23 protein-coding genes and 1 tRNA gene are annotated in these 26412 nt (G+C 58.3%); 16 read left to right on the top strand and 8 right to left on the bottom strand.

Annotation, left to right across the window (positions count from 1 at the left end):
- Positions 1 to 15 precede the first annotated feature (15 nt).
- Complete coding sequence (gene ssb / locus ACR0E6_RS05430; RefSeq protein ID WP_170451203.1) at positions 16 to 525, bottom strand: single-stranded DNA-binding protein; 510 nt, start codon at positions 523 to 525, stop codon at positions 16 to 18.
- Between the two features lie 206 nt (positions 526 to 731).
- On the opposite strand from ssb, the gene ACR0E6_RS05425 reads away from it, so the two are divergent.
- The 3 genes from ACR0E6_RS05425 (at position 732) to ACR0E6_RS05415 (ending at position 3477) form a co-directional block, all read left to right on the top strand.
- Entirely contained in the window at positions 732 to 1310 is a 579-nt protein-coding gene (locus ACR0E6_RS05425; protein WP_480581456.1) for a lytic transglycosylase domain-containing protein, read from the top strand.
- A 97-nt stretch (positions 1311 to 1407) separates the two neighbouring features.
- Positions 1408 to 2370, top strand: a complete 963-nt coding sequence (locus ACR0E6_RS05420) for a LuxR C-terminal-related transcriptional regulator (RefSeq protein ID WP_170621702.1) — start codon at positions 1408 to 1410, stop codon at positions 2368 to 2370.
- A gap of 126 nt (positions 2371 to 2496) precedes the next feature.
- Positions 2497 to 3477 (top strand): MBL fold metallo-hydrolase, encoded by a 981-nt coding sequence (locus ACR0E6_RS05415; RefSeq protein WP_170451197.1) that lies wholly within the window; start codon positions 2497 to 2499, stop codon positions 3475 to 3477.
- A 125-nt stretch (positions 3478 to 3602) separates the two neighbouring features.
- Here ACR0E6_RS05415 and ACR0E6_RS05410 read toward each other — a convergent pair whose 3' ends face one another.
- The 5 genes from ACR0E6_RS05410 to miaA all read right to left on the bottom strand — a co-directional run bounded on the left by ACR0E6_RS05410 (position 3603) and on the right by miaA (position 11349).
- Positions 3603 to 5690, bottom strand: a complete 2088-nt coding sequence (locus tag ACR0E6_RS05410) for a dipeptide ABC transporter ATP-binding protein (protein ID WP_480581454.1) — start codon at positions 5688 to 5690, stop codon at positions 3603 to 3605.
- A 91-nt stretch (positions 5691 to 5781) separates the two neighbouring features.
- A complete protein-coding gene (locus tag ACR0E6_RS05405) occupies positions 5782 to 7245 on the bottom strand; it encodes an ABC transporter permease (RefSeq protein WP_170518182.1) in 1464 nt (487 codons plus the stop codon).
- Between the two features lie 13 nt (positions 7246 to 7258).
- A complete protein-coding gene (locus ACR0E6_RS05400; protein ID WP_170451191.1) occupies positions 7259 to 8305 on the bottom strand; it encodes an ABC transporter permease in 1047 nt (348 codons plus the stop codon).
- Positions 8306 to 8426: 121 nt separating this feature from the next.
- Positions 8427 to 10097, bottom strand: coding sequence for an ABC transporter substrate-binding protein (locus tag ACR0E6_RS05395; protein WP_480581451.1), 1671 nt, complete (start codon positions 10095 to 10097; stop codon positions 8427 to 8429).
- Between the two features lie 358 nt (positions 10098 to 10455).
- A complete protein-coding gene (gene miaA, locus ACR0E6_RS05390) occupies positions 10456 to 11349 on the bottom strand; it encodes a tRNA (adenosine(37)-N6)-dimethylallyltransferase MiaA (protein WP_480581449.1) in 894 nt (297 codons plus the stop codon).
- Between the two features lie 101 nt (positions 11350 to 11450).
- Between miaA and pyrH the strand changes: the two genes are divergently transcribed.
- The 13 genes from pyrH to ACR0E6_RS05325 all read left to right on the top strand — a co-directional run bounded on the left by pyrH (position 11451) and on the right by ACR0E6_RS05325 (position 24831).
- The gene (gene pyrH / locus ACR0E6_RS05385; protein ID WP_480582223.1) at positions 11451 to 12188 is read left to right on the top strand and encodes a UMP kinase; all 738 of its coding nucleotides are present in this window, start codon (positions 11451 to 11453) and stop codon (positions 12186 to 12188) included.
- Positions 12189 to 12227: 39 nt separating this feature from the next.
- On the top strand, positions 12228 to 13454 hold the full coding sequence (locus tag ACR0E6_RS05380; protein WP_480581447.1) for an aminotransferase class V-fold PLP-dependent enzyme: 1227 nt from the start codon (positions 12228 to 12230) through the stop codon (positions 13452 to 13454).
- A gap of 93 nt (positions 13455 to 13547) precedes the next feature.
- The gene (locus ACR0E6_RS05375; protein ID WP_480581445.1) at positions 13548 to 14927 is read left to right on the top strand and encodes a cryptochrome/photolyase family protein; all 1380 of its coding nucleotides are present in this window, start codon (positions 13548 to 13550) and stop codon (positions 14925 to 14927) included.
- A gap of 69 nt (positions 14928 to 14996) precedes the next feature.
- On the top strand, positions 14997 to 16205 hold the full coding sequence (locus ACR0E6_RS05370) for an SAM-dependent methyltransferase (protein WP_170734621.1): 1209 nt from the start codon (positions 14997 to 14999) through the stop codon (positions 16203 to 16205).
- A 16-nt stretch (positions 16206 to 16221) separates the two neighbouring features.
- Positions 16222 to 16662: a TrgA family protein gene (locus tag ACR0E6_RS05365; RefSeq protein ID WP_170518201.1), complete on the top strand. Its 441-nt coding sequence runs from the start codon at positions 16222 to 16224 to the stop codon at positions 16660 to 16662.
- Positions 16663 to 16694: 32 nt separating this feature from the next.
- Positions 16695 to 17810 carry an NUDIX domain-containing protein gene (locus tag ACR0E6_RS05360; protein ID WP_480581442.1) on the top strand — a complete coding sequence of 372 codons (1116 nt, stop codon included), beginning with the start codon at positions 16695 to 16697 and terminating at the stop codon, positions 17808 to 17810.
- Between the two features lie 68 nt (positions 17811 to 17878).
- Positions 17879 to 18913, top strand: coding sequence for a cysteine synthase A (locus ACR0E6_RS05355; protein WP_480581440.1), 1035 nt, complete (start codon positions 17879 to 17881; stop codon positions 18911 to 18913).
- On the top strand, positions 18913 to 21348 hold the full coding sequence (locus tag ACR0E6_RS05350) for a DUF3772 domain-containing protein (protein WP_170621711.1): 2436 nt from the start codon (positions 18913 to 18915) through the stop codon (positions 21346 to 21348). The genes ACR0E6_RS05355 and ACR0E6_RS05350 overlap by 1 nt, the downstream gene beginning before the upstream one ends.
- 113 nt (positions 21349 to 21461) lie before the next feature.
- Positions 21462 to 21551, top strand: a tRNA-Ser gene (locus tag ACR0E6_RS05345).
- 139 nt (positions 21552 to 21690) lie between these two features.
- Positions 21691 to 22281 (top strand): YrbL family protein, encoded by a 591-nt coding sequence (locus tag ACR0E6_RS05340; protein WP_480581438.1) that lies wholly within the window; start codon positions 21691 to 21693, stop codon positions 22279 to 22281.
- A 114-nt stretch (positions 22282 to 22395) separates the two neighbouring features.
- On the top strand, positions 22396 to 23262 hold the full coding sequence (locus ACR0E6_RS05335; RefSeq protein ID WP_480581436.1) for an urea carboxylase-associated family protein: 867 nt from the start codon (positions 22396 to 22398) through the stop codon (positions 23260 to 23262).
- Between the two features lie 145 nt (positions 23263 to 23407).
- Positions 23408 to 23776 carry a group I truncated hemoglobin gene (locus tag ACR0E6_RS05330; protein ID WP_170451166.1) on the top strand — a complete coding sequence of 123 codons (369 nt, stop codon included), beginning with the start codon at positions 23408 to 23410 and terminating at the stop codon, positions 23774 to 23776.
- Positions 23773 to 24831, top strand: a complete 1059-nt coding sequence (locus ACR0E6_RS05325) for an adenylate/guanylate cyclase domain-containing protein (RefSeq protein ID WP_170451164.1) — start codon at positions 23773 to 23775, stop codon at positions 24829 to 24831. The genes ACR0E6_RS05330 and ACR0E6_RS05325 overlap by 4 nt, the downstream gene beginning before the upstream one ends.
- A 6-nt stretch (positions 24832 to 24837) precedes the next feature.
- On the opposite strand, the gene ACR0E6_RS05320 is transcribed toward ACR0E6_RS05325, so the two are convergent.
- Positions 24838 to 25452 carry a TetR/AcrR family transcriptional regulator gene (locus ACR0E6_RS05320; RefSeq protein ID WP_170451162.1) on the bottom strand — a complete coding sequence of 205 codons (615 nt, stop codon included), beginning with the start codon at positions 25450 to 25452 and terminating at the stop codon, positions 24838 to 24840.
- Positions 25453 to 25537: 85 nt separating this feature from the next.
- Positions 25538 to 26407, bottom strand: coding sequence for a polyphosphate kinase 2 (ppk2, locus tag ACR0E6_RS05315; protein ID WP_170451160.1), 870 nt, complete (start codon positions 26405 to 26407; stop codon positions 25538 to 25540).
- Positions 26408 to 26412 lie beyond the last annotated feature (5 nt).

Genomic DNA, 26412 nt, shown 5'->3' with positions numbered 1-26412 from the left:
TTTACTCCGTTTCGCTTAGAACGGAATCTCGTCGTCGTCGATTCCGCCGGATGCGGGGGCAGGGGCGCTGGATTGGCCACCATAGGGGTCGCCATAGCCGCCACCGGCCTGACCGCCGCCATAGCCGCCCGATTGACCTCCGCCATAGCCGCCACCGCCGCCGCCTTCACCGCCGCGGCTGTCCAGCAGTGTCAGTTCACCGCGATAGGGACGCAGGACAACCTCGGTCGAATAGCGATCCTGCCCCGATTGATCCTGCCATTTGCGCGTTTCCAGCTGGCCTTCGATATAGACCTTGCTGCCTTTGCGCAGATACTGCTCGGCAATACGGGCCAGCGGTTCCGAGAAGATGGCAACCGAGTGCCATTCCGTCCGTTCCCGGCGTTCACCGGTGTTACGGTCTTTCCAGTTCTCGGATGTGGCGATGCGCAGGTTGCACACTTTGCCGCCGTTCTGAAATGACCGAACCTCGGGATCGCGGCCAAGATTGCCGACCAGAATGACCTTGTTGACTGAACCCGCCATGTATTTCCCCGTTCTGTATTGATCTGAGTGCGCCGAATCTGACGCCGGATGTCTTTGCGACCCTATACGGCCTGCGTCATGGTTAAAACATCGTTCATCGAGATCACATCTGATCAGGAAATCTTTCGACCGCCTTTACCAAGCTTTCATTTTTGACTGGAATACCTATACTCCGACTGATTTTTGAGCGAGCGGGATAGGCTTTCATGCGTTCTGTGTGTGTTGGGTTAACGGTTCTGGGCGTTGTGCTGCTGTCTGGATCTGTGCAGGCGGACACGTTGTCCACGAAAAGCCGGATGGACATTTTTTTGAAGCAATCCAAGGTTTTGGATAACCGCGCAGCGACGCAATATCGCGGGTCCGAACGCCTTAAGCCAAAGACTGATCGCGCCAAGGTAAACAAGCGCTATACCGGCAGTTACCGGGGCGAATACCTGAGCCTCGCACGCGATGCGGCCCGGTTGCACAACATCCCCGAAGACCTGTTCCTGCGGCTGGTGCAGCAGGAAAGCGGCTGGAACCCGCATGCCAAATCTCACAAGGGGGCGTTGGGTCTGGCGCAGTTGATGCCTCAGACCGCCAAGTTGCTGGGCGTGAACCCGCATGATCCCAAGCAGAACCTTGAAGGCGGCGCGCGCTATCTGTCCTGGCAATACCGCAAGTTCAAATCCTGGCCCTTGGCGCTGGCGGCGTATAACGCTGGCCCGAAAGCGGTTGAAAAGCACGGCGGAATCCCACCTTACAAGGAAACCCAGAACTACGTGAAAGTGATCTGGGGCGGCTGATCGGGTGATGCTGCAAGGCGGCATGAACTGATCCTTGATCCGGCAATGACCGCTGACCTAACCTGTAGGCGATCTTTCAGGACCCGAACAGGTGCCGATGTTGCAAGACCGACCGGAAATCCCCGCTGAAACAAAGGCCAATTGGCAAAGGTTGGTGGACCTTGTTGCCAAGCTTGCCGATGTGCCTGCCAGCCTGATCATGAAAACGGATGCGCCGGATCATACGGTCCTGATCACCTCGGACCACCCTCAGAATCCGTATCCCGTGGGGATGAACTTTCAGTTGAATCCCAAGCTGTATTGTCAGGGCGTGTTGCAACAGGACAGCGAGTTGGTGGTCGAGGACGCCACCTGTGATCCCGTCTGGAGCGGTAATGACGACATGGAACACGGCATGTCCTTTTACATCGGATTGCCGCTGAAATGGCCGGACGGGGCGGTGTTCGGAACCATCTGCATTCTGGACCGGCACCGCAATCGTCGCGCGCTGTTGTTTCGCGAAGGGCTGGCACAATTCGCGCGTATGGTCGAATCCGATCTCGCTTTGATTCAAGAGGTTTATCTGCGTCGCGCGCTGGAAGAAAAGCTGAATCAAACATTGGCGCAACTGGAAAGCCGGGTGCAGGCTCGCACCCGTGAATTGCAAGAAACAAACACCGCCCTGCGCGTTCTGCTGACCAGCGTCGATGATGACCGCAAAGACCATGACCAGGATATTGTCGAGCGGGTGCGCCTGATGGTCTTGCCCTATCTGGACAAGCTGCGCGGACATCTGCCCGAGGGCGGCGCGGCCCATGCTTATCTGGATCTGGCCGAAAGCAACCTTAGGGATATGACCTCGATGCTGTCGGACAAACTGTCCGATGCGTTCTCGATCATGACACCGACCGAGATCGAAATTGCGCAGTTGGTGATGTCCGGGAAAACGACGAAAGACATTGCGCGGGCCTTGTCGCGTGAGACATCGACCATCGATTTTCATCGCAACAACATTCGCCGGAAACTGGGCTTGGACGGGCGCGATCAGAATCTGCGCAGTCATCTGCTTTCTATTTCCTGAACATCGAATATGGGGAATGCCCCCATATTCCCCCCAGATTTTTCTGATCTGAGCCTGTTGTTCCCCCGTTGTTACCCTTCCGATCAGGTGCGCCGCACGCGCGCCTGACCAACAAGGAGGTACAAGATGGATCGCAAAGATCTGAAGCCCACAATCCTGAACGGACAGAAAGACAGATTGGCCAAGGGCCTGTCGCGCCGGTCTTTCTTTATGGCGGCAGGCGCGGCCGGAGTCGGGGCATCGCTGCTGAACGGAAAACCGGCCCAGGCGCAATCGCAAGCCTGGCTTCAGCCGGGCAACAATAACCACGTTATCGACCTGCAAGGCTCGACCGGTCAGGCCAGTACAGGCACGGTCGGGATCGACTATTACGGGCATTGCGCGATCAAGATCACCTCGCCCAACGGTGCGACCGTGCTGTTCGACCCGTGGCGCGATGATCCGTCGGGTGCGTGGGGCCTGTGGTTCCGAAACGAGTTCCCTCAGATCCCTGTGGACATAACCCTGTCGACCCACGCCCATTTTGACCATGACGCGATCGAGCGCCCAAGCTCGACCATGGTTTTGGACAGGATGGTCGGCCATTTCGAATTTGCCGATGTCAAAATCACCGGCTTTGCAGACAAACACGCCTGTGTGGCACCGGGTTGGTACGAATGGACCAATGCGCTGGCCGAGTTTGGCGTGGAAGCCTGTCCGCCCAACAACGTGGGTCACATGGATATGGTGGTCTATCTGGTCGAAACCGGCGGCATCCGCACGCTGATCTGGGGCGACAACCGCCACAACCCGCCGCAGGAATTCTGGGATGCAATCGGGCAGGTGGATGTGCTGACCCTTCCGGTTGACGGATCTGAGCATATCCTCAGCTACCAGCAGGGCAATGACATCGTCTCAAAGCTGAAGCCGAAGGTTGTCATTCCGACCCACTATCTGAACGAGGTCACGTCTTACACGCTGACCACGCTGCAATCGGCAGATGACTGGGTGAAAGCCCAGCCCAGCTACAAAATGCTCGACAGCGCGAGCCTGACGCTTGAGGCCGGAGAGATTGGCGGCATGACTCAGGAATTCATGCATTTCGGCAACAACGTGATGACCGGTTGATACAAGGACCGGCAAAACCACCACTCGCAAATCAAGTGCGCCGGTAATCTGACGGTTTTCCCGCCTCAGGGCGCAAAAGAAAGGGCCGGTCCTTGAACCGGCCCTTTTCTCAAATGTTGCAGGGTTTATTCCGCTGCGATTTTGATCACCGGTTCCATACGGGCCAGAACCTCGTCGGCCAGATGGCACTTCACCTGATGCCCATCAGCCAGTGTCTTGACCGGCGGCACATCCGACTCGCAACGCCCATCCGGAACTTCGGACTTCCAGCGACAACGGGTCTGGAACGGACAACCCGGCGGCGGGTTCATGGCCGAGGGGATATCGCCCTCCAGAACGATATGCTCTTTCTCGATCGAAGTATCCGCAATCGGAACCGCGCTCAGCAAGGCCTCGGTATAGGGGTGATAGGGGGGCGAGAAGACCTGATCGGTTGTCCCCAACTCGACCACATGGCCCAGATACATCACCATCACCCGGTCGCTGAGGTATCGGACAATCGACAGATCGTGGCTGATGAACAGCAAGGTGGTCTTGTGTTCGCGCTGAATCTCCATCAGCAGATCGGTCACTGCCGCCTGCACCGAAACGTCCAGAGCCGAAACGGGTTCATCCGCAACCACGATCCGTGCATCGCCCGCAAAGGCGCGTGCGATACCGACGCGTTGCTTCTGGCCGCCAGACAATTGCCGCGGCATCCGGTCGGCGAAGGCGCGCGGCAGCTTCACCAGATCCAGCAATTCCAGCATCCGTTGCTTGCGCTCGGCCTCGGAATTGCCGACACCGAAGATTTCCAGCGCCCGGATGATCTGTCGCCCAACCGTCATCGACGGGTTCAGCGTGTCAAACGGGTTCTGGAATACCATCTGAACCTCGCCCACAGTCTTGGCATCGCGTTCTTCGATGGGCACCGCCTCGATATTGCGGTTGTCCAGAAGGATCTGACCGTCCGTTGCCGTCTCAAGCCCCATCAACACCTTGGCAAAGGTGGACTTGCCGCAACCGGATTCACCCACAATGGCGAGGGTCTCGGATTCATGGGCCTCAAAGCTCAGCGTCTCATTGGCTTTCACAACCTTGGTTTCGCCGCCCCCGAACAGGGCATTGGCCGCCACCTCATAGTATTTCTTGAGGTTGTCCATTTTCAGGACGGTGCGCCCGATCTCGGCCTTTTCTTTCTGTTCGCCGACGGTAATGGGCGCGTTCCAGTCAATTTCCTTGAACTTCAGACAGCGCGTGTGGTGGCGATCATTGCCCGGCACAGCCTCCATCAGAATGTTCTGCGCGTCACAGCGACCCTCTTCGAAATAGTCGCAGCGCGGGCCAAAGTTACAGCCCGGCGGGCGTTCATGCGGCAGGGGGAAGTTTCCCGGAATGGCCACCAGCGGGCGCGCGTTCTTGTCAGCACCGGGCAGGGGGATCGACCGGAACAAGGCCTGCGTATAGGGGTGCTGCATCTCGTCGAACACATCCTTGATCGAGCCGCGCTCGACCGCCTCGCCCGAATACATCACGCACAACCGGTCGCAGGTTTCCAGAACCAGCCCGAGGTTGTGTGAAATGAACAGCATCGAGGTGCCGTATTTCTTGCCCAGATCCTTGACCAGCTCGACCACGGCGGCCTCGACCGTCACGTCCAGCGCGGTGGTCGGCTCGTCCAGGATCAACAGCGATGGTTTCGACATCAGCGCCATCGCAATCACGATCCGCTGCTGCTGACCACCCGACAACTGATGCGGGAAGGAGTTCAGCATCCGCTCGGGGTCGGGCAGGCGCACATCCGTCACCACTTCCAAAGCGCGGGCATAAGCCTCTTCCGCGCCGACGCCTTCGTGGATCATCGGCACTTCCATCAACTGCTTGCCGATCTTCATCGCCGGGTTCAGGCTGGCCATCGGCTCCTGATAGATCATCGCGATCTCATTGCCGCGAACGTCGCGCAATTCGTCCGACGTCATTTCGGACAGATCGCGCCCCTTGAACTTGATCGTGCCGCCGACGATCCGACCGTTCTTGCCAAGATCCTGCATCACGCCAAGGGCCACGGTGGACTTACCGCAGCCGGATTCACCTACCAGCCCGACCGCCTCGCCGGGCTGTACGCTGACCGAGAAATCCATAACGGCCGGAATTTCACGCAGACGGGTAAAGAACGAAATCGACAGTTTGTCGATTTCCAGAATTGGCCCATCATAATCCGCCAGTTTGTTCATCTTGTATCTCCTCGCGAGAGTCCGGGGATCCCCTTCATCTGGCTAAAAATATCCCGGGGGTCTGGGGGCAGAGCCCCCAGAACAGATCACATCAGTCCTTCAGACTTTCTTCGCGCAGACCATCTGCCAGCAGGTTCAACCCAAGAACCAGAGACAACAGCGCCAGTGCAGGCGGCAGGGCCGGGTGCAGATAGATCGACAGAAGCTTACGCCCCTCGTTGATCGTCGACCCCCAATCCGGGCTTTCCGGCGGCAGGCCCAGTCCGAAGAAACCCAAGGTCCCCAGCAGGATGGTGGTGTAGCCAATGCGCAGACAGAAATCGACGATCAGCGGGCCGCGCGCGTTGGGCAGGATTTCCCAGAGCATGATGTACCACGGGCCTTCACCACGGGTCTGCGCCGCCGCCACATAGTCGCGTGTCTTGATGTCCAGCGCCAGCCCGCGCACGATGCGGAACACCGTGGGTGAGTTGACGAAGACCACCGAGACAAACACCACCAGAATCCCGCCCGGAATGTCGAACAGGTCCAGATAGGTCGGCAGACCCCAGATGCGATAGGCATCGGTGTCGATGATGTAGCCGCCGGATGAGATCAGCGACAGATACAGCCAGATCGTCACCCCCAGCACCCCGATCAGCAACGGTGTGCGGAAATTGGGGCGCGTGTAGTAGCGCGAGTTCAGCAATACGCCCAGGAACAGGATCGGGAACACGAACAGCACGGCAGCCATGTAGTTCGGAACCCCGGTCGCCACGATCTCGGGTGTGACCAACAGGTAGAACAGCAGGATCACGGGGAAGGCCAGGATCAAGTTGGCCAGGAATGAGATGAACGTGTCCAGACGACCGCCGTAATATCCTGCGGGCAGACCCAGCGTAATGCCGACCATAAAGGCAAACATCGTCGCCAGTGGCGCGATCTGAACCACGATCCACGCGCCTTTGACCATACGGCTAAAGACATCACGGGCCAGGTTGTCGCCGCCCAGCAGATACCAGGAATACGCGCCTTCTTCCGACCCCGGCAGGGGGGTTCCCGGCACCTTGTTCTTCATGCCCGAGACCTGCGCCAGCGGGTCATGGGTGATGATCAGATCAAGCGCTCCGAAGATCCCGGTGAACACCCAGAACATGACCAGCCCAAAGCCGATCATGCCGATGGGGCTGTCGAACAGCTTGCCGTAAAGACCCAGCTTGCGTTTGAACGCGATGGACATTGCATAAAGCAGGATCAGTGACAGCCAAACCGGCAGGAACTGTTGCGATATCGCGCCGATGATACCGGCGCCGGTGCCCATCACGATCCCGAGGACGATATAGGCTACGGCAATCCCGACACTTGCAAGAAAGCTGTAGCGCAGCGCGCCCTGGATCATGTTGCGCAGTCCCGAGCTTGAGGTCAGCGTGCCATCCGGGTTCACGGTCATCTGGTCTTCGGGCAGCACGATGCTGGCCAGCATCCAGACAATGATCGACAGGAACATCAGCCCCAGTGCAAGCGCCAGAAGCGGGTTGAGGAAGGCGATAGAGCCGGTCCAGGTAAGTGGTTCCATGATCTATCCCTCCTTATGCGATGCGGATGCGCGGGTTGAGGTAGACATAGCCGATATCCGAGATCAGCTGCGTCACCAGCACCACAAAGACCGACACGACCGAGATCGCCAGCAACAGCTGAATGTCGTTGTTGCCCGCCGCCTGTACCAGCGCCCAGCCAAACCCCTTGTAGTTGAACAGGGTCTCGACGATCACCACGCCGTTCAGCAGCCATGGGAACTGCAACATGATGACGGTAAAGGGCGCGATCAGCGCGTTGCGCAGCGCGTGTTTCATGACGATGTTCGGGAATGAGACACCTTTCAGGCGCGCGGTTCGGATGTATTGCGCCGTCATCACCTCGGTCATCGAGGCGCGGGTCATTCGGGCGATATAGCCCATCCCGTACAGAGCAATGGTCAGAACCGGCAGGAAGAAGTTCTCAAACGTCGGGTTCTCCATCGCCTGTGTTGCCGTCCCCTTGAACCATTTCAATCCAACAGCAGAGGAGGTGAAGATCGCGATGAAGATAACGCCCGAGACGTATTCCGGCGTTGCCGTCGTGGTAATGGCAAAGGTGGACAACGTGCGATCCGTGGCCGAGCCTTCTTTCATCCCAGCGAGAATGCCAAGGATCAGCGCCGAAGGGACCATCAGCAGCATGACCCAGAACATCAGCCGTCCAGTCAGCGCCAGACGGGTTCCTACAACCGCCGAGACCTCGTCTTTGAAGACCGTCGAATAACCCCAGTATCCCTGCAGGATGCCGCAGAAATTGGGCGCTTCTTCCGCAGGTTGACCGGGCAGAATGCAGCGGCCTTGAACGGTGCCGTCCTCATTGGTGTGCCGGTACGAGGGTAACACGCCCAGCCATTCGCCGTATTTTATCGGCGTCGCCTGAAGATAGCCGTTCTTTTCCAGGAAACTCTCGACCTGTTCATCCGACATGCGGAAGTTGCCTTGCGTCTTCGCAAGCTTTTCAAGGTTCGGGTAGAGGTTGGTCAGAAAGAAAACCAGGAACGTCAGGCATAATGCTGTCAATAGCATGATGCCGACGCGCCTTAGAATGAATAGTCCCATGTTAGCCCCTGTTGGTAGGCTGGCGTGAATGTCGTCTGGCTTCACGCTTAGCTGTTTTTATGGTCGCCGCATTCAGGACGAAAAGGCCGCGCCAGCGCGGCGCGGCCTTGGGTTTTTCGGCTTAGGACAGAATGCCGAATTTGTAGATCTGCGGCAGGTCCGCGATGTGCTTTTCAACACCCACCATGTTTTCACGATGGTGACGCATCGCCGTGCGCCAGTAGGGTTGGATCACAACGCCTTCTTCGATCATAATCGCCTGCAGCTTGCCCATCACTTCGCGACGGCGGTCTACATCGGCAATCGAGTTGGCCTCGGCAAGCAGCGCGTCAAACTCCTCGTTCGCGAAACCGGATTCGTTCCATGCCACGCCTGACTTATAGGCCAGCGCCAGGATTTGAGTTCCCAGCGGACGATGGTTCCAGTTGGTCGACGAATAGGCGTATTTGGTCCAGTCGTTCCAGAAGGTCGAGCCAGGCAACACGGTGTGCTTCGCCTTGATCCCGGCGTCATTCAGCTGAGCAACAACAGCTGCGGTTGTGTTCCGGCGCCAGTCATCGTCGATGGACTGAACTTCATGCTCGAAGTCGCCCATGCCGGCCTCGTCCATAAGGGCTTTGGCCTTTGCAGGATCATAGGGAATACGAGTGACCGCTGAATCATGTTCCGGGTGCATCGGACCGACATGGCAGTTGTCCGCAGCGATGCCGTAGCCGGACATACCAAGCTCCAGACACACTTCGTTGTCCACGGCCATCGCCAGCGCCTGACGCACGCGTTTGTCGCCGTAGATCTTGTTGCCATCGGCGTCTTCGGCCAGTTGGTTCGGACGAATGACGATGGTAAAGCCCGACGGGATTTCCGAGCGGGTCAGGCCGATGCCGTCAAAGATGTCGACAAATTCACCGACCGATTCCCAGTTCATGTCGATTTCTTCGGCTTCGTATGCAGCCAGGAAGGCGGCAGGGTCGGTGCCGTAGTCGATGAACTCGATCCGGTCGATATAGCCGCCTTTTCCGGCTTCATAACCCCACCAGTCGAAGCCTTCGTTGCGCACCAGAACGCCTTTGACGCCGACTTCGTGGCTTTCGGGCAGCATAAAGCCGGTTCCGATCGGGTTGCCCAACATGTTGTCGGGGTCGTGGCTGCTGTGAACAATGGCCGCCGGATAGTCAGCCATGCCCGGAATGATGGTGATGTCCGGCGCGTTGCACTTCAGCTTTACGGTGTGCGTGTCAACCACGGTGATCGCACCGTCGGCTGCTTTCTGGGTGCTTTCGTCAACCAGGGACGCCATCCGCGACGCCATCGAGTTGCCTTCGACCGCCGAGTCGCACCAGCCGGTGATATTGCGGGCAACATCTTCGGCTGTGAAATCGTCGCCGTTGTTCCATTTCACACCCTTGCGAACGTTCAGAGTGTATTCGGTGGCGTCGTCATTGGCCTCCCAGCTTTCCAGCAGCATGGGCTTGAACGAGCCGTCATTGTTATATTCGACCAGATATTCCAGCCAGCCTGCGGTGAAGGTGGCAATCTGTGTCCAGTCGAAGGTGCGCGGATCTTTCAGCGCGCGCACTTCCATCTGATAGCGGATGGTGCCGCCACGCGGCGGTTCCTGTGCGGCTGCCGGTGCTTGCAAGCCGATCAGGCCATAAGCCGTGGGCACTGCAACGCCCAGCGCCGTGGCGCGGGCAATGAACTCGCGCCGGCTGAGTTTACCGTCGCGGCATTCCTGGGCGTGCATCTCTGCTGCCCAATGAACCGATGCTCCGGTTGGTGTTCGATCTGACATTTACTCTATCTCCCTGAGTAACAGTTTTTTTGATTTGATGAACCAGCTTACCCGGCGCTTTTCGCGCCGACGGGTAAATCTACGGGATTTGTTTTTTGGATTCTCTGCATCCCCATGGGCGTATTCGGCACCAGAATTTGGAACGCGTCAATGTTCGAAATCGTCATTCGAGGCACAAAAACGACATTGGCCGGTCTTGTGTTCGGGATGTTTTCGGTAACAGGTTGCACCGGTCTGTCACGAAATTCGCAGTATTTCCGCCTGTTTTTGGAGAATTGCGCATCGATTCCTTGCGTAACATGGACAAGGATTAAGTTTTCTTCAGGGAAGGGGCCCGCGTCGTAATCTTACCATGTTGTTACTTGGAGAAATCCACATTTGCCCAGCGTTTCATGCGCGCGCGAAACCACGTGCGCTGACGTTTTGCGAATTGGCGCGTCGAAATCGTGGCTCGTTCACGAGCCTCGTCCAGTGTCATTTCACCGTCCAGATAAGACATCAGCTCGGGCACGCCGATAGCCTTGAAGGCGGGCAGCGACGGATCATATCGGTCGCGCATGGCTGCAACCTCGTCCAAGGCTCCCGTCTTCACCATTTGATCAAATCGGAGTGAGATCCGATCCAACAGCCACGCTTTGTCCACATCAAAGACGATCGGAACGCAGTTCTCCAGCTTCAATGCAGGTGGTGGCGTATCCGATTGCCAGGATTGAAGGCTGCGACCCGTCGCGGTCTGAACCTCCCACGCGCGCTGAACGCGGGCGCGATTGTTTATGTCCAATCGGCTCAGCGTTTGACTGTCCACGCCATCGATCAGATCCGGCAGGGACATCTGATCCGCGATCTGCCGAACTTCGGTGGGGGTGGCGGGGATCTCGGCCATCCCTTCGGTCAAGGCGGTGAAATACAACCCGGTGCCGCCGACGATGATCGGGCGTTCCCCAGCGGTCAGCAGGGGCACAGCCTCACGCAGCCAGTGGCCGGTTGAATAGCTCTGATCATAGGCGACATGGCCATACAGCTTGTGCGGTGCACGCGCCTCGTCCTGCGGCGATGGTCTGGCCGAGATCACCTGCCAGCAATCATAAACCTGACTGGCATCGGCGTTAACGATGACCCCACCAAAGGTTTCGGCGATCTGCAAAGCCAGGTCCGATTTGCCGGATGCGGTCGGGCCCGCGATCAGCACGGGCTTGCCATCCACGATAGGTGGCAACCGGTCCCAAATTCGTGTTGCGGGTCGGTCCGCCATCAAGGTCGCTTTCTTCCTCAGCATCCGCATTGAACCTGCGGAACTTTTGCTTCATTTTGCGCCGCAAATAAACCCGTGCCAGCCCGGAGCGCAATATGAGCCTGACCCCATCACCCGAAACAACGAAACCCAAGTATAACCGCGTCATGCTGAAAATCTCAGGCGAGGCGCTGATGGGGGATCAGGGATTCGGTCTGCACCCGCCAACCGTGCAACGCATCGCGCAAGAGGTGAAATCGGTTCATGATCTGGGGGTCGAGATTTGCATGGTGATCGGCGGGGGCAACATCTTTCGCGGCCTCAGCGGATCGGCGCAGGGGATGGAGCGGACCACTGCCGACTATATGGGAATGCTGGCCACCGTTATGAACGCGCTGGGGATGCAGTCGGCACTGGAAGAGATTGGGGTCTTCACCCGCGTAATCTCGGCCATTCGCATGGATGAAGTGTGCGAGCCGTATATCCGCCGCCGTGCCGTGCGACATCTGGAGAAAAAGCGGGTCTGCATCTTTGCCGCCGGAACCGGCAACCCGTATTTCACCACCGATACCGCCGCGACCCTGCGCGCCAACGAAATGGCCTGTCAGGCGATCTTCATGGGCAAGAACGGCGTTGACGGCGTGTACGACAAAGACCCGAAGGAACACGCCGATGCGGTGCGCTATGACACCGTCTCTTATGATGATGTGCTGGCCAAGCGGCTGCGGGTCATGGACGCCTCGGCCATTGCGCTGGCGCGGGACAACAACTTGCCGCTGATTGTGTTCGGCCTTGATGAGCCCGGTGGCTTCCGCGGCATTCTGGCGGGTGAGGGAACCTATACCAAGGTTCAGGGCTGACGCGGCGCTTTTGAAAGCAATTGGGGAAGGGGACCGGCCATGACGTCTTTGGATATCGATTTCGTTCGGGCTCAGTTCCCGGCCTTTTCCGAGCCCAGCCTGAAAGGGCAGGCTTTTTTCGAAAATGCGGGCGGGTCTTATACGTGCAAGCCGGTGATTGACCGGCTGACGCGGTTCTACACCCAGCGCAAGGTGCAGCCTTATGCGCCGTTTGAGGCCAGCCAGCTTGCAGGGGCTGAAATGGACGAAGCCCGCGCGCGGCTGGCGGCCATTTTGGGTGTCGATACCGATGAGCTGAGCTTTGGACCCTCGACCACCCAAAACACTTACGTTCTGTCGCAGGCGGTGCGGCAGTGGATGAATCCGGGTGAAGCCATCGTCGTAACCAACCAGGATCATGAGGCAAATTCCGGTCCGTGGCGACGCCTGGCAGATGCGGGGATCGAAATCCGGGAATGGCAGATCGACCCCCAGACAGGCGCACTGAACCCGCAGGACCTTGAGAATCTGCTGGACGAGAAAACCCGCCTTGTCTGCTTTCCGCATTGCTCGAACGTGGTGGGCGAGATCAATCCGGTGACGGAAATCACCGCCATTGCTCATGCCGCCGGGGCGTTTGTCTGCGTTGACGGCGTGTCTTATGCGCCGCACGGGTTGCCGAATGTTGGGGATCTGGGGCCGGATATCTACCTGTTCTCGGCCTACAAGACCTACGGCCCGCATCAGGGCTGCATGGTCATTCGGCGAACGCTTGGGGAACTGCTGCCGAACCAGGCGCATTACTTCAACGGGGACGTTCTGTATAAGCGCTTTACCCCCGCTGGTCCCGACCACGCGCAGATCGCGGCAAGTGCGGGGATGGCGGATTACATCGAACTGCTGTGCCAGCACCACGGCGGACCAGACACAGGTGCGGCCGCGCAGGGGGCTTTTGTCCATGATCTGATGCGCGCCCATGAAGAGGCGTTGCTGCAACCGGTTCTGGATGCGGTCAAATCGCGCAATGCCGTGCGCCTGATCGGACCTTCTGATGCGGCGCGTCGTGCACCGACGGTCGCTTTGGCCTTGGGAAAACCGGCCGAGCCTGTGGCAGCCGAGTTGGCCAAATATGGCATCATGGCGGGTGGCAGTGATTTCTACGCGGTGCGACCGTTACAAGCCATGGGCGTTGATCCGGCGCAGGGCGTATTGCGGGTCAGCTTCACGCACTACACCTCGCAACAGGAAATTGATCAATTGTTGGAGGCGCTTGATCGCGTTTTGTGATCCACTCAAAGCCCTGTTTCGTATCACGAAGAAAACACCAGGGCGGTCATGTCATCTACTCAGTCCCCAATCATTATTTGGTTCCGACGAGATTTGCGCCTGTCGGACCATCCGGCCTTGTCTGCCGCCGCGCAAACCGGTCGGCCTGTCATTCCGGTGTTCATTCTTGATCCACTGACCGAGGCACTTGGCGCTGCACCCAGATGGCGTCTGGGTTTGGGGCTTGAAGCCTTCGCGCAATCGCTGGGTCAGGCTGGCAGCCAATTGATCCTACGACGCGGCGATGCGTTGGACCAGTTGCTGAAACTGGTGTCCGAGACCGGCGCGACCGAGGTCTACTGGTCTCGGGCATATGATCCAGAGTCGATTGCGCGGGATACCAAAGTCAAAGCGGCCCTGATCGACGATGGCGTTCAAGCCAGGTCCTTTGCAGGCCATCTGCTGTTCGAACCCTGGACCGTTGCCACGAAAACCGGGCAGCCGTTCCGTGTGTTCACTCCGATGTGGCGCGCAGTGCAGGGGCGCGAGGTGCCCGAGCCGTTTCCCAAAGTAACCAACCTGAACGCGCCCACCCGTTGGCCTGTGTCAGAGACGCTGGGTGAGTGGGTTATGGGAAAATCGATGAACCGGGGCGCTCGGGTCGTTCGCCCGCATGTTCGACCCGGTGAAAACTCGGCCTATGACCAACTGAACGCCTTTTTGGAGCGCGTTTCGCGCTATTCCGAAGACCGGGACCGACTGGATGTCGATGGCACCTCGAACCTCTCGGAATTCCTGTCGCTGGGCGAGATCGGCCCTCGGGCGGCGTGGCACCGGGTGCAACAGGCCGCGTTGATGGGAACGACCGGGACCGACGGATTCTTACGGCAGTTGGTCTGGCGCGAGTTCGCCTATCACCTGATGTACCACACGCCGCACCTGCTGACCGGCAACTGGCGGCCCGAATGGGATGCCTTCCCATGGAATACCGACCCGGACCACCCCGAGGTGTTGGCCTGGAAACAGGCCAGAACCGGCATATCTGTAGTCGATGCGGGCCTGCGCGAGATGTATGTGACCGGCCGGATGCACAATCGTGCCCGGATGATTGTCGCAAGCTATCTGACCAAGCACGTGATGACCCATTGGAAAGTCGGGATGAATTGGTTTGAGGACTGCCTGATCGACTGGGACCCGGCCTCGAACGCGATGGGCTGGCAATGGGTGGCGGGATCAGGTCCGGATGCGGCCCCGTTTTTCCGCATCTTCAACCCGCATACGCAGCAGGAAAAGTTCGACCCCGACAACCGATACCTGCAGCGTTGGATCGCGGAAGGGCGCGCAAACCCAAGCGCTACCGCCTTGGCCTATTTCGACGCGATCCCGAGGTCCTGGGGAATGAACCCGTCCACGCCATACCCGCCACCGGCCGTGGATTTGGCTGACGGGCGCAAGCGCGCTCTGTCTGCGTATGAAAGCCGAAAAACCCAGTAAGGAACTGAAAACTTGCCAGAAACAAAAAGCCGTCCTAGCCTGAACCAAACACCGCAGAGGGGAGAGCGGATGATCCTGACGTCGACCGAGGGGCAGACAGACCTGCCCAGATATTTCGCGCAAGTCTTCAAGATGCTGGGCAAGATGGAGTCCGGGCGGCTGGATATCACTTTGCCGGATGGTCGCGTGTTTCGATCAGAAGGCCCCAAACCCGGCCCGATTGCAGCGGTCGAAATCCACGACCCGGATGTTTTTGCCCGTCTTATCCGGGAAGGAGAGCTTGGGTTCTCGGACGCCTATCTGGAAGGACATTGGAGCACGCCCGACTTGCGATCCTTTATGGATCTTGTCCATCTCGGTTCGGAAACGGTTTATGACGGGTTCACCGGCAAATTTCTAGTGCAGGCCTATGAACGGCTGCGGTTCTGGCTGCATCGCAACAACCGGAAACAGGCCAAGAAGAACATCTCGTACCACTACGATCTGGGCAATGACTTCTATGGCCTGTGGCTTGACGACACGATGACCTATTCCAGCGCACTGTTCGAGACCGGACAGGAGAGCCTGGAAAAGGCGCAGACGGCCAAATATGCCAGCCTCATTGACGAAATGGGCGTCAAACCCGGCGATCATGTGCTTGAGATCGGATGCGGCTGGGGCGGCTTTGCCGAATATGCCGCGAAAGAGCGTGGTTTGCGCGTCACCGGCTTGACAATCAGTCAGGAACAGTTGAACTTTGCGCGGCAACGTATGGAAAAAGCTGGGCTTTCCGATATGGTCGAGCTGAAGCTTCAGGATTATCGGGACGAGCGTGGATTGTATGACGGCATTGCCTCGATCGAGATGTTCGAGGCCGTTGGACAGAAATACTGGCCGGTCTATTTCGAGACGGTGCGCGAGCGGTTGAAGCCGGGTGCCCAAGCCACGTTGCAGATCATCACCGTGGGCGATCACCGCTGGGATTTTTACAAGAACGGCGTTGATTTCATTCAGAAATACATCTTTCCGGGCGGCATGTTGCCATCGCCCACGATCCTGCGCCAACAGATCGATCTGGCGGGGCTTGATCTGGTGCGCTCGAAAGAGTTTGGCAAAAGCTACGACCTGACGCTGCGCCGCTGGTATGACACGTTCAACGCCAAGTGGGATCAGATCGCTGACATGGGATTTGATGAGCGTTTCCGCCGCATGTGGAATTATTATTTGACCGCATGTGGCGCGGCCTTTGACACGGGCAATTGCGATGTGACACAGATCACCATAGCAAAGCCCAGTTAAGGAACGGAATTCGTAAATGCCCACAGCCGCGCGATTAGTTGCCGCCCTTTGTCTTGCGGTGGTGGCCTTTCTGGTCTCCAGCATGATTATCAATAACGGGGAAGAGGGTAAGGATTACGGCTATTTCACCGTGGTGAACCTTGTAATCGCTGTGGCATGTGGCTGGAAAATCATGGGCAAACGGGCAGGGCGCGGCTGGACTGCCGGGATCAACAACGGGCTGACCGGCGTGGCCTCGCTGGTGTTCTGGGCGCTGTTTGTGCAGGGCTGTTACGAGATGTTCCGCCTTGCCATGCGCAACCGCTATGACGGCCCGTTCGAGGCGCTCAAGGCGATCTTCGTGATCGGGGTCGACTATGGGCGGTTGCTGCTGGTTCCGGAAATCCTGATCACTCTGGCCGTCGGGTCGGTGCTGGCCGGACTGGCCACGGAAATCGCCAGCCGACGCTGGCGCTGATACCCTCAACCCGACAGGAAAGCTGTTCACCCGTGTCTGATTTGTTCTTTTACGGCACCCTGCGCTACGTTCCACTGCTGGCGCGTGTGCTGGGCCGGTCCGCCGGGGATGTGTCGCTGACCCCTGCCACTCTGCCGGATCATGCCGTTCATGAGGTAGTCGGAGAGGACTTTCCAATGATCCAGCCAATGCCGGGGGCTGAGGCCGGCGGCCTTTTGGCCCGCGACCTGACCGAGAAGGATCTTGCCCGACTAGCTTACTATGAGGGCGGGTTCGACTATGATTTGCAGCCCTTGGCCGTAGCCTTACCCGATGGCAGCACGACGACCGCTCAGGTGTTTTTCCCGGCCCCCGGTGCCTGGGTGCCTGCGGGTCTTTGGTCGCTGGAGCGGTGGGCCGAGAAACTGGGCGAGGTCACCGCGCTCGCCGCCGAAGAAGAGATGGCCTATTTCGGCAAGGTTGATGCCAAAAAGATGACCCGTAGCATCCCGGCAATACAGACCCGCGCCCAGGCCAAGTTGTTTGCCCGGCAGCGCCGCTCGGGTGATCCGCGCGATACGGCAACGGATGTTGTCGTCCACAGCCATACACGCGCCTATGTCGATTATTTCGGCATGGAGGAAATCCAGCTGCAGCACCGCCTGCACGACGGTTCGATGGGTCCTGTTCTGAACCGCAACAGCCTGATGCAGGGCAGCGCGGTTGTGGTTCTGCCCTATGATCCGGTGCAGGATACCGTGATGCTGGTCGAGCAGTTCCGCCCCCCGATCTTCCTGATCGAAGACCCCGAACCCTGGATGTGGGAGCCGGTGGCGGGCATGATCGACGCTGGTGAAACACCGGAACAGGCGGCCCATCGCGAGGCGTTGGAGGAGGCTCAGGTCACGCTCGATGCGCTAGAATTTGCGGGCGGGGCCTATTCCTCAAGCGGGTCTTCGACCGAGTATGTCTATCTGTATGTCGGTCTTGGAGCTTTGACCGAAACGACCGACACAGGCGGATTGGACAGCGAAGGCGAGGATATTCGCACCCGAATTCTGCCGTATTCGGAATTCATCGGGCTTGTGGACAGCCACGCCTTCAAGGATTTGCCCTTGCTGTCGCTGGCCCATTGGCTGGCCCGTCACCGGGACCGTTTGCGCCAGTGACTATCGCGCTTGTGGTTGCGGCGGCTCGGCTGTAAATCTTCCCTGATACCAAACGACAAGAGGGCGCCATGCGCATTGCACGAGACCTTGCCGACGCAGTCGGGAAAACACCGCTGATCCGGCTGAAGCGCATCAGTGAAGAGACCGGATGCGAGATCCTCGGCAAGGCCGAGTTCATGAACCCGGGTCAGTCGGTCAAAGACCGCGCGGCGCTTTACATCATCCGGGATGCAGTCGCACGTGGCGAGTTGAAGCCCGGTGGCACCATCGTCGAAGGCACGGCGGGCAATACCGGGATCGGTCTGGCGCTGGTTGGTGCCTCGATGGGTTTCAAGACGGTGATCGTGATCCCGGAAACCCAGTCGGAAGAAAAGAAAGACATGCTGCGCCTTGCTGGTGCGCAACTGGTACAGGTTCCGGCCGCCCCGTATCGCAACCCGAACAACTTTGTGCATTACTCGCGCCGTCTGGCCGAGGAACTGGCGCAAACCGAACCCAATGGCGCGATCTGGGCCAACCAGTTCGACAATGTCGCCAACCGTCAGGCCCATGTGGAAACCACCGGCCCCGAGATTTGGGAACAGACCGATGGCAAGGTGGACGGTTTTGTCTGTGCCGTAGGTTCAGGCGGAACGCTGGCCGGTGTGGCCGACGCTTTGCAGCCCAAGGGCGTGAAGATCGGCCTGGTCGATCCGATGGGGGCAGGGCTTTACTCCTACTACACCACCGGTGAGATCGCGATGGAGGGCAGCTCGATCGCCGAAGGCATCGGACAGGTGCGCATCACAAAGAACCTGGAAGGCTTCACGCCCGACTTTTCGTACCAGATGACCGATAACGAGGCGCTGCCCCTGATCTTCGATCTGCTGCGCGAGGAAGGTCTGGTCATGGGCGGTTCGACCGCGATCAACATGGCGGGCGCGGTGCGTCTGGCCAAGGATCTGGGCCCCGGCCATACCATCGTGACCATCCTGTGCGACTATGGCACACGCTATCAGTCCAAGCTGTTCAACCCGGAATTCCTGCGTGAAAAAGAACTGCCGGTACCGGATTGGATGACCGAAGCGCCCCGCAGCATTCCGGGCGTGTTCGAGGACGTATGATGCTGCAACAGGTCCGCCTGTGTCTTGTTCTGGTTGCCCTATGTCTGTTCGGGTTTGTTGGCGCGGCCACCGCGCAACTGACCGACCGGCAGAGTGAATACTATCAGGGCTGGATCAAGACGGCGGACCGGGCCGAAACGGTGATCGAGGCCAACAGGGCCTCGAACGCTGCGTTAGAGAATTTACGTTCTGAAATAAACAATTACCGCGAGGACTTTAATCAGGCGCGCGGGGCAAACACTGACCGCATTCAGACATTGGAAGGCCAGATTAAGGCGTTGGGGCCCAAGCCGGAAGGTGATGCCGAAGAACCAGAACAACTGGCGATGTTGCGCGCGCATCTGGACGAACAACTCAACAGCCTGCGCGTCCCCCGGATCATCTCAGAAGAGGCCTATAGCAGGGCCAACGGGTTGATCAGCGAGATTGACCGGATCATCCGGGACCGCCAGAAAAAAGAGCTGTTGCAGCGTGGTCCGTCCCCGATCAACCCGATCTATTGGCGGCCGGCCTGGGCGGATGTGACCGAAGCCACCCGCAGCCTGTTCAACGAGACCGCCAAGAACCTGCGTACAGATTCCGTCCGCGAACAAATCCGCGAGCGCGGTCTGGGCATTTTTCTGTTGATGGTTGCCTCGGCGGTTCTGCTGATCTTTGGGCGTTATTGGTCGGAAAGAGGCGGGGACTACCTGCGTAAACTGGGCGGTGGGGGCACCGGTGTCTGGACCTTTGTCGTCTCGCTGTTCCGCATTGCTCTGCCCTGGTTGGGTGTCTGGGCCGCCGTTCAGGCGATCACGCTGACCGGGGTGCTGGGCTTGCGCGGCACGTTTCTGTTGCAAAGCGTTCCGTATTGGGCGGCGATCATTTTCTTCTACGATTGGATCGGTCGGCAGATCTATCTGATCGGAGAGGCGCAGAATTTCCGCCGCCTGTCGGCAAATAAAATCAAGGAATTGCGGGTCTATCTGGATCTGCTGGCCATCATGCTGATTTTGCACGAACTGGCCATTCTGTTCGATCAGATCGAAAATATCTCGGACGCGACGCGGGCTGTTGTCAGCTTCCCGGTTGTCGTCATGACCGCGCTGCTTCTGCTGCGGGTGCGCCATATCCGGACCAATGACGTCCAACAGGACGAAGTTGACCCAAACGCTTCAACACGGGGCGCAAGCCTGAGTCAACTGATCGAGCTGCTGCGTCGTGTGCTGTTCCTGCTTGGCATCGCGACGCCAGTTCTGGCGATGTTCGGCTATACGAACGCAGCCGAGGCCATCGTTTTTCCGGCGGTCAAAACGCTGATCCTGATTGCGGCGCTGGTGATCGCACAGCGCTTCCTGACAACGGTTTACGGTTGGATAACCGGGCAGGGCGACGCCGCGCGCGACTCGTTGTTTTCGGTGCTGCTGGGGTTTGCGCTTGCGATCCTGTCGGTGCCTGTTCTGGCCATCTACTGGGGCGCGCGCGAGACTGATCTGATCGAAGTCTGGACGCGCATTCTGCTGGGTTTCGACATCGGTGGGGTCACAATTTCACCCAGCAATTTCCTGACCTTTGTGGCTGTATTCGCCATCGGCTATACGGTGACGCGGCTGGTTCAAAGCGGGTTGCGCAACTCTTTGTTGCCCAAAACAAAAATTGATCCCGGCGGCCAGAACGCGATTGTGGCCGGGTCCGGCTATGTCGGGATCACCATCGCTGCGCTGATCGCGATCATGGTGGCCGGGTTCGATCTGTCCTCGCTTGCGATTGTGGCCGGGGCGCTGTCTGTCGGGATCGGATTTGGTCTGCAAACCATCGTGTCGAATTTCGTCTCGGGCATTATCCTGCTGGTCGAGCGTCCGATCTCGAAGGGGGATTGGATCGATGTGAACGGGATGATGGGCTATGTGCGCGACATCTCGGTCCGGTCTACGACGATTGAGACCTTCGACCGAACAGATGTGATCGTTCCGAACTCGGACCTGATCAGCGGCGTGGTTACGAACTATACGCGGGGCAATACCATCGGGCGGGTGATCGTGCCGGTAGGCGTGGCCTATGGCACAGACACGCAACAAGTCGAAACGATTCTGGGTGAGATCGCAAATGCCCATCCGATGGTTCTGGCGAACCCTGCGCCCAGCGTGGTGTTCCAGGGCTTTGGCGCGGATTCGCTGGATTTCGAAATCCGGGCCATCCTGCGCGACGTGAACTGGGTGCTGTCGGTGAAATCCGACATGAACCACGAAATCAACCGCCGCTTTGCCGAGGCCGGGATCGAGATCCCGTTTGCGCAGCGTGATCTTTGGCTGCGCAACCCCGAAGTTCTGCACCCGGCGCCTCAAGGCCCGTCCGAGCCGCCTGAGAAAGAACCCGAGGCCCCGAAAAAGGCGACGTCTGCGCCGATCCAAATGACCGAGGCGGATCTGGATCCTGACGCCGGGGATGAGCTTTGATCCGTCCATAGAAGACATCGGATTTCGACGTCACGGATTTGTTTGAAACCGTTCACTTTCCCTGAATTCGGCCCTTGCAAATCCACCGGCATTGGTCCAAATATCGCCGTCACGGAGAGGTGGCCGAGTGGTCGAAGGCGCACGCCTGGAAAGTGTGTAGGCGGGAAACCGTCTCCAGGGTTCGAATCCCTGTCTCTCCGCCACTTTCATCCGATTTGCTGTCCAATTGCCAAGCTGTGAACGCCGGTGCGCCAACTGCCTGCATTGTAACGAATTGATGACGGGATTATATTCGCCTCAAGCGGAAAACTCTGCATATCGGCAGACAGGACAAAAAACAAAATGATTGAGCTGGACGGTAATGCGCCGCTGCGCAAAAGCCAGAATTACGAGATATTCCAACATCCTGAACTGGAAAACGCCTTGCTGAAGGTTCGGGTTGATGAGCCAAAGCGCAACCATCTCATTCCGCGCTATGCCGAATGGCGGTACGGAAATCTGCGACAATGGGCGCGTGAGGCGAATGAATACCTGGCGGCCCTGAATCGTGGGTGTCCCGAGATTGAGCGTCTGGCCCGGTTCATGGGCTATGCGCCGACCTCTCGGGGACCGGCCCTTGTGGTTGAAAAAATGACCGGGCCGGACGGAGATCTCGCGCCCTCGCTGCACGCTGAAATGGTGGCGGCAAAGGATAAACCCGAGGTTCAGCAAAAGCTGAAGGCCGAACTACTGGAGCTTTTGGACGATCTGGAGCGCGGTCGTATCATCGTGGGCGACCTGTGGGCCGCAAACATCGTCCGCGCGCAGGAACGCGGCGGTCGGCTTGTTGTGATCGATGGGCTGGGTGAGCGGGTTCTTTTCCCGTTGACCGTGTTCAGCGATTGGGCCTTTCGGCAATCAATCGCCCGGCGGCGCGCGCGAATGGCGCGCTGACGCGTGTCGGAAAGGGGTGCGCATTTGTGATTCCGGGCCTTGGCGGTTCGGCCTGATTTGCTCTATCCCTTACAGAGTTCGTCAATTTGATTGTCTTTCGCCAAGAGGTGCGCCGTGAAACTTGAAATCCCGAACTCCACGCCACCTGCAGATGCGTCTCAGCGCAAGGCCATTGAACCCGTCATCTGCTATCCGCCAGACACGCTGGACCCGCCGGACCTGACCGGGCTGCGTGCCCTGCGCAACGCAGCCGTCAAATCCGCCGAGGTCACTGCGGCCCCTCGGGATGCGGCGTGTATCGACGTCCCCGCAGGCGCGTTTTTCCGCATTGTGTCGGTGCAGGGGTCTCAGGTCGGCGATCTGAACCTGTGGAACAAGCACGATCTGGCCGAGCGGTTCTATTCCGGAAAAACCCGCGCGTTGCATGGCACGCATCTGTCGACCGGAGACCGGATGTGGTCGAGTTTCCCTGCCATGCGCCCGATGGCGACCATCATTGACGACACTCTGGACTGGTATGGATTCGATGAGTTCGGCGGCTCGGTCCACGATGTTATCGGGACGCGCTGTGACCCGTATACCGGTCGTCTGTTGTCTGGTGATGACTACCACTATTGCTGCCATTCCAATCTGACACGCGCCTTGTCCCGGCATTGCAGTCTGCCGCTGCACGAGGCCGAGATGCACGTGCATGACGTGTTGAACGTTTTCATGTGCACCGGATTCACGCGGGACACCGGTCAGTATTTCATGAAGGCCAGCCCGGTGCGTCCGGGAGATTACCTTGAGTTTTACGCCGAGATTGATCTGATCGTTGGTCTGTCGGCCTGCCCGGGCGGGGATTGTTCGTCCGAGCATTCCTCGGACACCGCCGCTTGCTACCCGTTGTTGATCGAGGTCTACGAACCCAGTGAAACAGCCCGTGCTGCGCATGAACCACCGGCCGTTTCGGCCTATAGCCGCACCCATGGAACGGATTGAGGTTGGACCTTTCGCGGCGCTTTCCGGGTTCAAAAAACAGCCCCACAACAGTCGAATAGACCCTTAAGTCTGATAAACGTTAACAAAAATCGGAATTTGTTATAGTCTTGTGGCGTTATTCAATTGGTAACGCCCGGGTATTGGTGTGACACAGACGCTTTATGAGAAATACGGTGGGTTCAAAACGATCAGCCGGGTGGTGATGTCCTTCTACGAAATGGCATTGGATTCCGACGAGATCGGCGACTATTTCGAAGATATCGATATGCCGCGCCTGATCGACCATCAAACCAAATTCGTTTCCTCTCTGATCGGGGGGCCTGCTGCTTTCAGTGACGACAGGATCGAGGCGGTTCACCGCCATCTCAATATCAGCCATGAGGATTTCGACGCTATGGCCGTCTTGTTCGGCGAAGCGCTGGAAATGCACGGTATGTCAGAGCCCGACATCAAGACAGCCCTTGGCGCGATTGAAGGAAAACGGTCGATCATCGTCGCCCGGGACGCTGCATGAGTATCCATGCCATCAACGAGCAATTGTTGCGCGCTATTGGCGTCGGCGTGGCCGTGGTGCGGGCCGAGGATCTGGAGTTTGTCTTTCACAACGGCTCGTTCGCCGAATGGTTCGGCAAGCCGGAGGACGGTCAAACGCTGATGGATCTCGTGCCCGATCTTGATCTGAGAGAGTTGGATGACGTTAAACAATCTGGCCTGCGCTACTCGGTCGAGTTGCAGATCAAGCCCAGGCGCCGGACCTTGATCTTTGCGGTCACAGTGTCACTGGCCAATGGCCTTTCCGAGCAGGTTCTGATCATCGAATGCCAGAACATCACGCGCATTCGCGAACTTGAAAGCATGATCGACAGCTACTCGACTATGGTGGAACGCAACACCCGAGAGTTGGAGCGCGAAAAGGAACGGGTCGAACGTCTGCTGCTGAATGTGATGCCGCGCGCGGTGTACGAAGAGTTCAAGACCTTCGGTGTTGTGACCCCGCAATTGTACGATCAGGTCTCGGTCGTGATGTTGGATTTTGTCGGCTTCACCGACTTTGCCGCGAAAACCGATCCGACAGTGACGCTGAGCGAGTTGAACGACATCTTCACAGCCTTTGACCGGATCGTAGAACAGTTCGGATGCGAGAGGATCAAGACGATCGGTGACGCCTATCTGGCCGTTTCGGGCATGCCCGATGCGACGCCGGATCACGCAACCGCCGTGGCCCATTGTGCCGTGCGGTTTCTGCGCTATCTCGAACGCCGCAATGAAAGCCACCCCCATAAATGGCAGGCACGTGTCGGGTTGGGCATGGGGGCTGCGGTCGGGTCGGTCGTGGGTATCCAGAAATACGTCTATGACGTCTTTGGTCCAGCGGTGAACACCGCCGCGCGTCTGCAAGTCTTTGCAAACCCGATGAATATCGTCGCGCCGGAGGAAATGAAATACGCCCTGATCGACGAATTTCAGGTCTCGGATATCGGTCTTGTCGACATAAAGGGCATGGGGCAGATGAACCTGATCAATGTCACCTCTGGCCTGAGCGTACCGCAAAACAGTCAGCGGGTCTGAACCGGTTCAGTCGTCCTGCGGCACCAACCCCAATCCACGCAGATAGATACCGATACCACTTTCCAGCAGGTCCTCGGGCGGGAAGGGCGACGTTGCGCCCGTGTTGCGGGCGTAGAGTTCGACAACCCCATGGCTCATCGCCCAGATATGTGCGCTGAACATCGAGGCAGGCGGGCGCTTTTCCGGTGGAATATGTTGCGACAGATCGGCTGCGGCCTTTTCCAACACGTTCTTGGCACGATTGGCCGCCAGAGACAGCTCGGGCGTGCGGTTCAGAGACACGCCGCTTTCGAACATCGCGATATAGTGGCCGGGATGTTTGCGGGCAAAAGCCAGATAGGCGCGGCCCGTCGCCTCGAACGCGGCAAGGGCCGAGGGCTGGCCTTTGTCATAGGCGTACTGCATCAGGTCGGCAAACATCTCGAAGCCTTGCTTGGCAGCTTCTGCAATCAGATCTTCACGCCCGTGGTAGTGCCGATAAACAGCCGCTGGCGTGACCCCGGCCGTCTTCGCCGCCTCGGACAGAGTGAACCCCGTTGGGCCTTTTTCCTCGATCAGGGACAACGCAGCCTCAATCAGGGCTTGTTTCAGGTTTCCATGGTGGTAACCGCGTTTCGTCATCCTGGCCTCAGGTCAGTTTTCATTCCTTGGGAAGCAAAGACATAGTCCACCTGTGTCTGAGCGTCCATCACTTGGTGCTGTGTGCCTACGCGTCCCAAATCTCTGGCCCGCCGCAGATCTTTGGGTCGATTTTGCCCACCGCGCCCTTGTCTTTTTCATCATAGTCCAGCGCGCCAAGAACCGTCTGAATCGCTGCGATGCGGGCGCGTTTCTTGTCGTCTGATCGGACGATGGTCCAGGGGCAATGCTCGGTATGGGATCGGGTCAAAGTCTCCGAGATCGACTGAGTGTATTCGTCCCATTTGTTCAATCCCGCCACATCAATGGGGCTGAGTTTCCATTGCTTCAGCGGGTCGGTTTCTCGCGCGAGGAACCGGTTCAGCTGTTCGGCGCGCCCGACATTCAGCCAGAACTTGAACAGGTGGATACCGTCATTCACCAGCCCGGTTTCCAGCGGCAGAACCTGACGAAAGAAACGTTCGCGTTGTTCAGGCTCGCAAAAGCCAAAAACGTTTTCAACCACACCGCGATTGTACCAGCTGCGGTCGAAGAACACGATTTCCCCAGCCGTGGGCAGATGTTGGATATAACGCTGGAAATACCACTGGCTGCGTTCGGCGTCGGACGGTTTGGCCAGTGCCACATTGCGTGCGCCGCGCGGGTTCAGGTTTTCGCGAAAGCGTTTGATCGTGCCGCCTTTGCCCGCCGCGTCGCGGCCTTCGAAGATGATTGCAACCCGCTGACCGGTCTCTTTGACCCAGGATTGCATTTTGACCAGTTCGATCTGCAACGCCTCAATCTGCGCCTCATAGTCCTTGGACTTCATCTTTTCCGCATAGGGGTAGGTCGGGTTCAGGATCTCGCCCTTTTTTGCCTTTTTGATCAGGTCGCGCACATCCTTCGGCGCGCCTTTGCGGAAGTAGTTATCGATGGAGCCTTTTTCGGACCGGGCCATGCATC

The sequence above is a fragment of the Ruegeria sp. AP12 genome (assembly GCF_056540025.1).
This window is presented reverse-complemented; position numbering and strand designations above follow the sequence as displayed.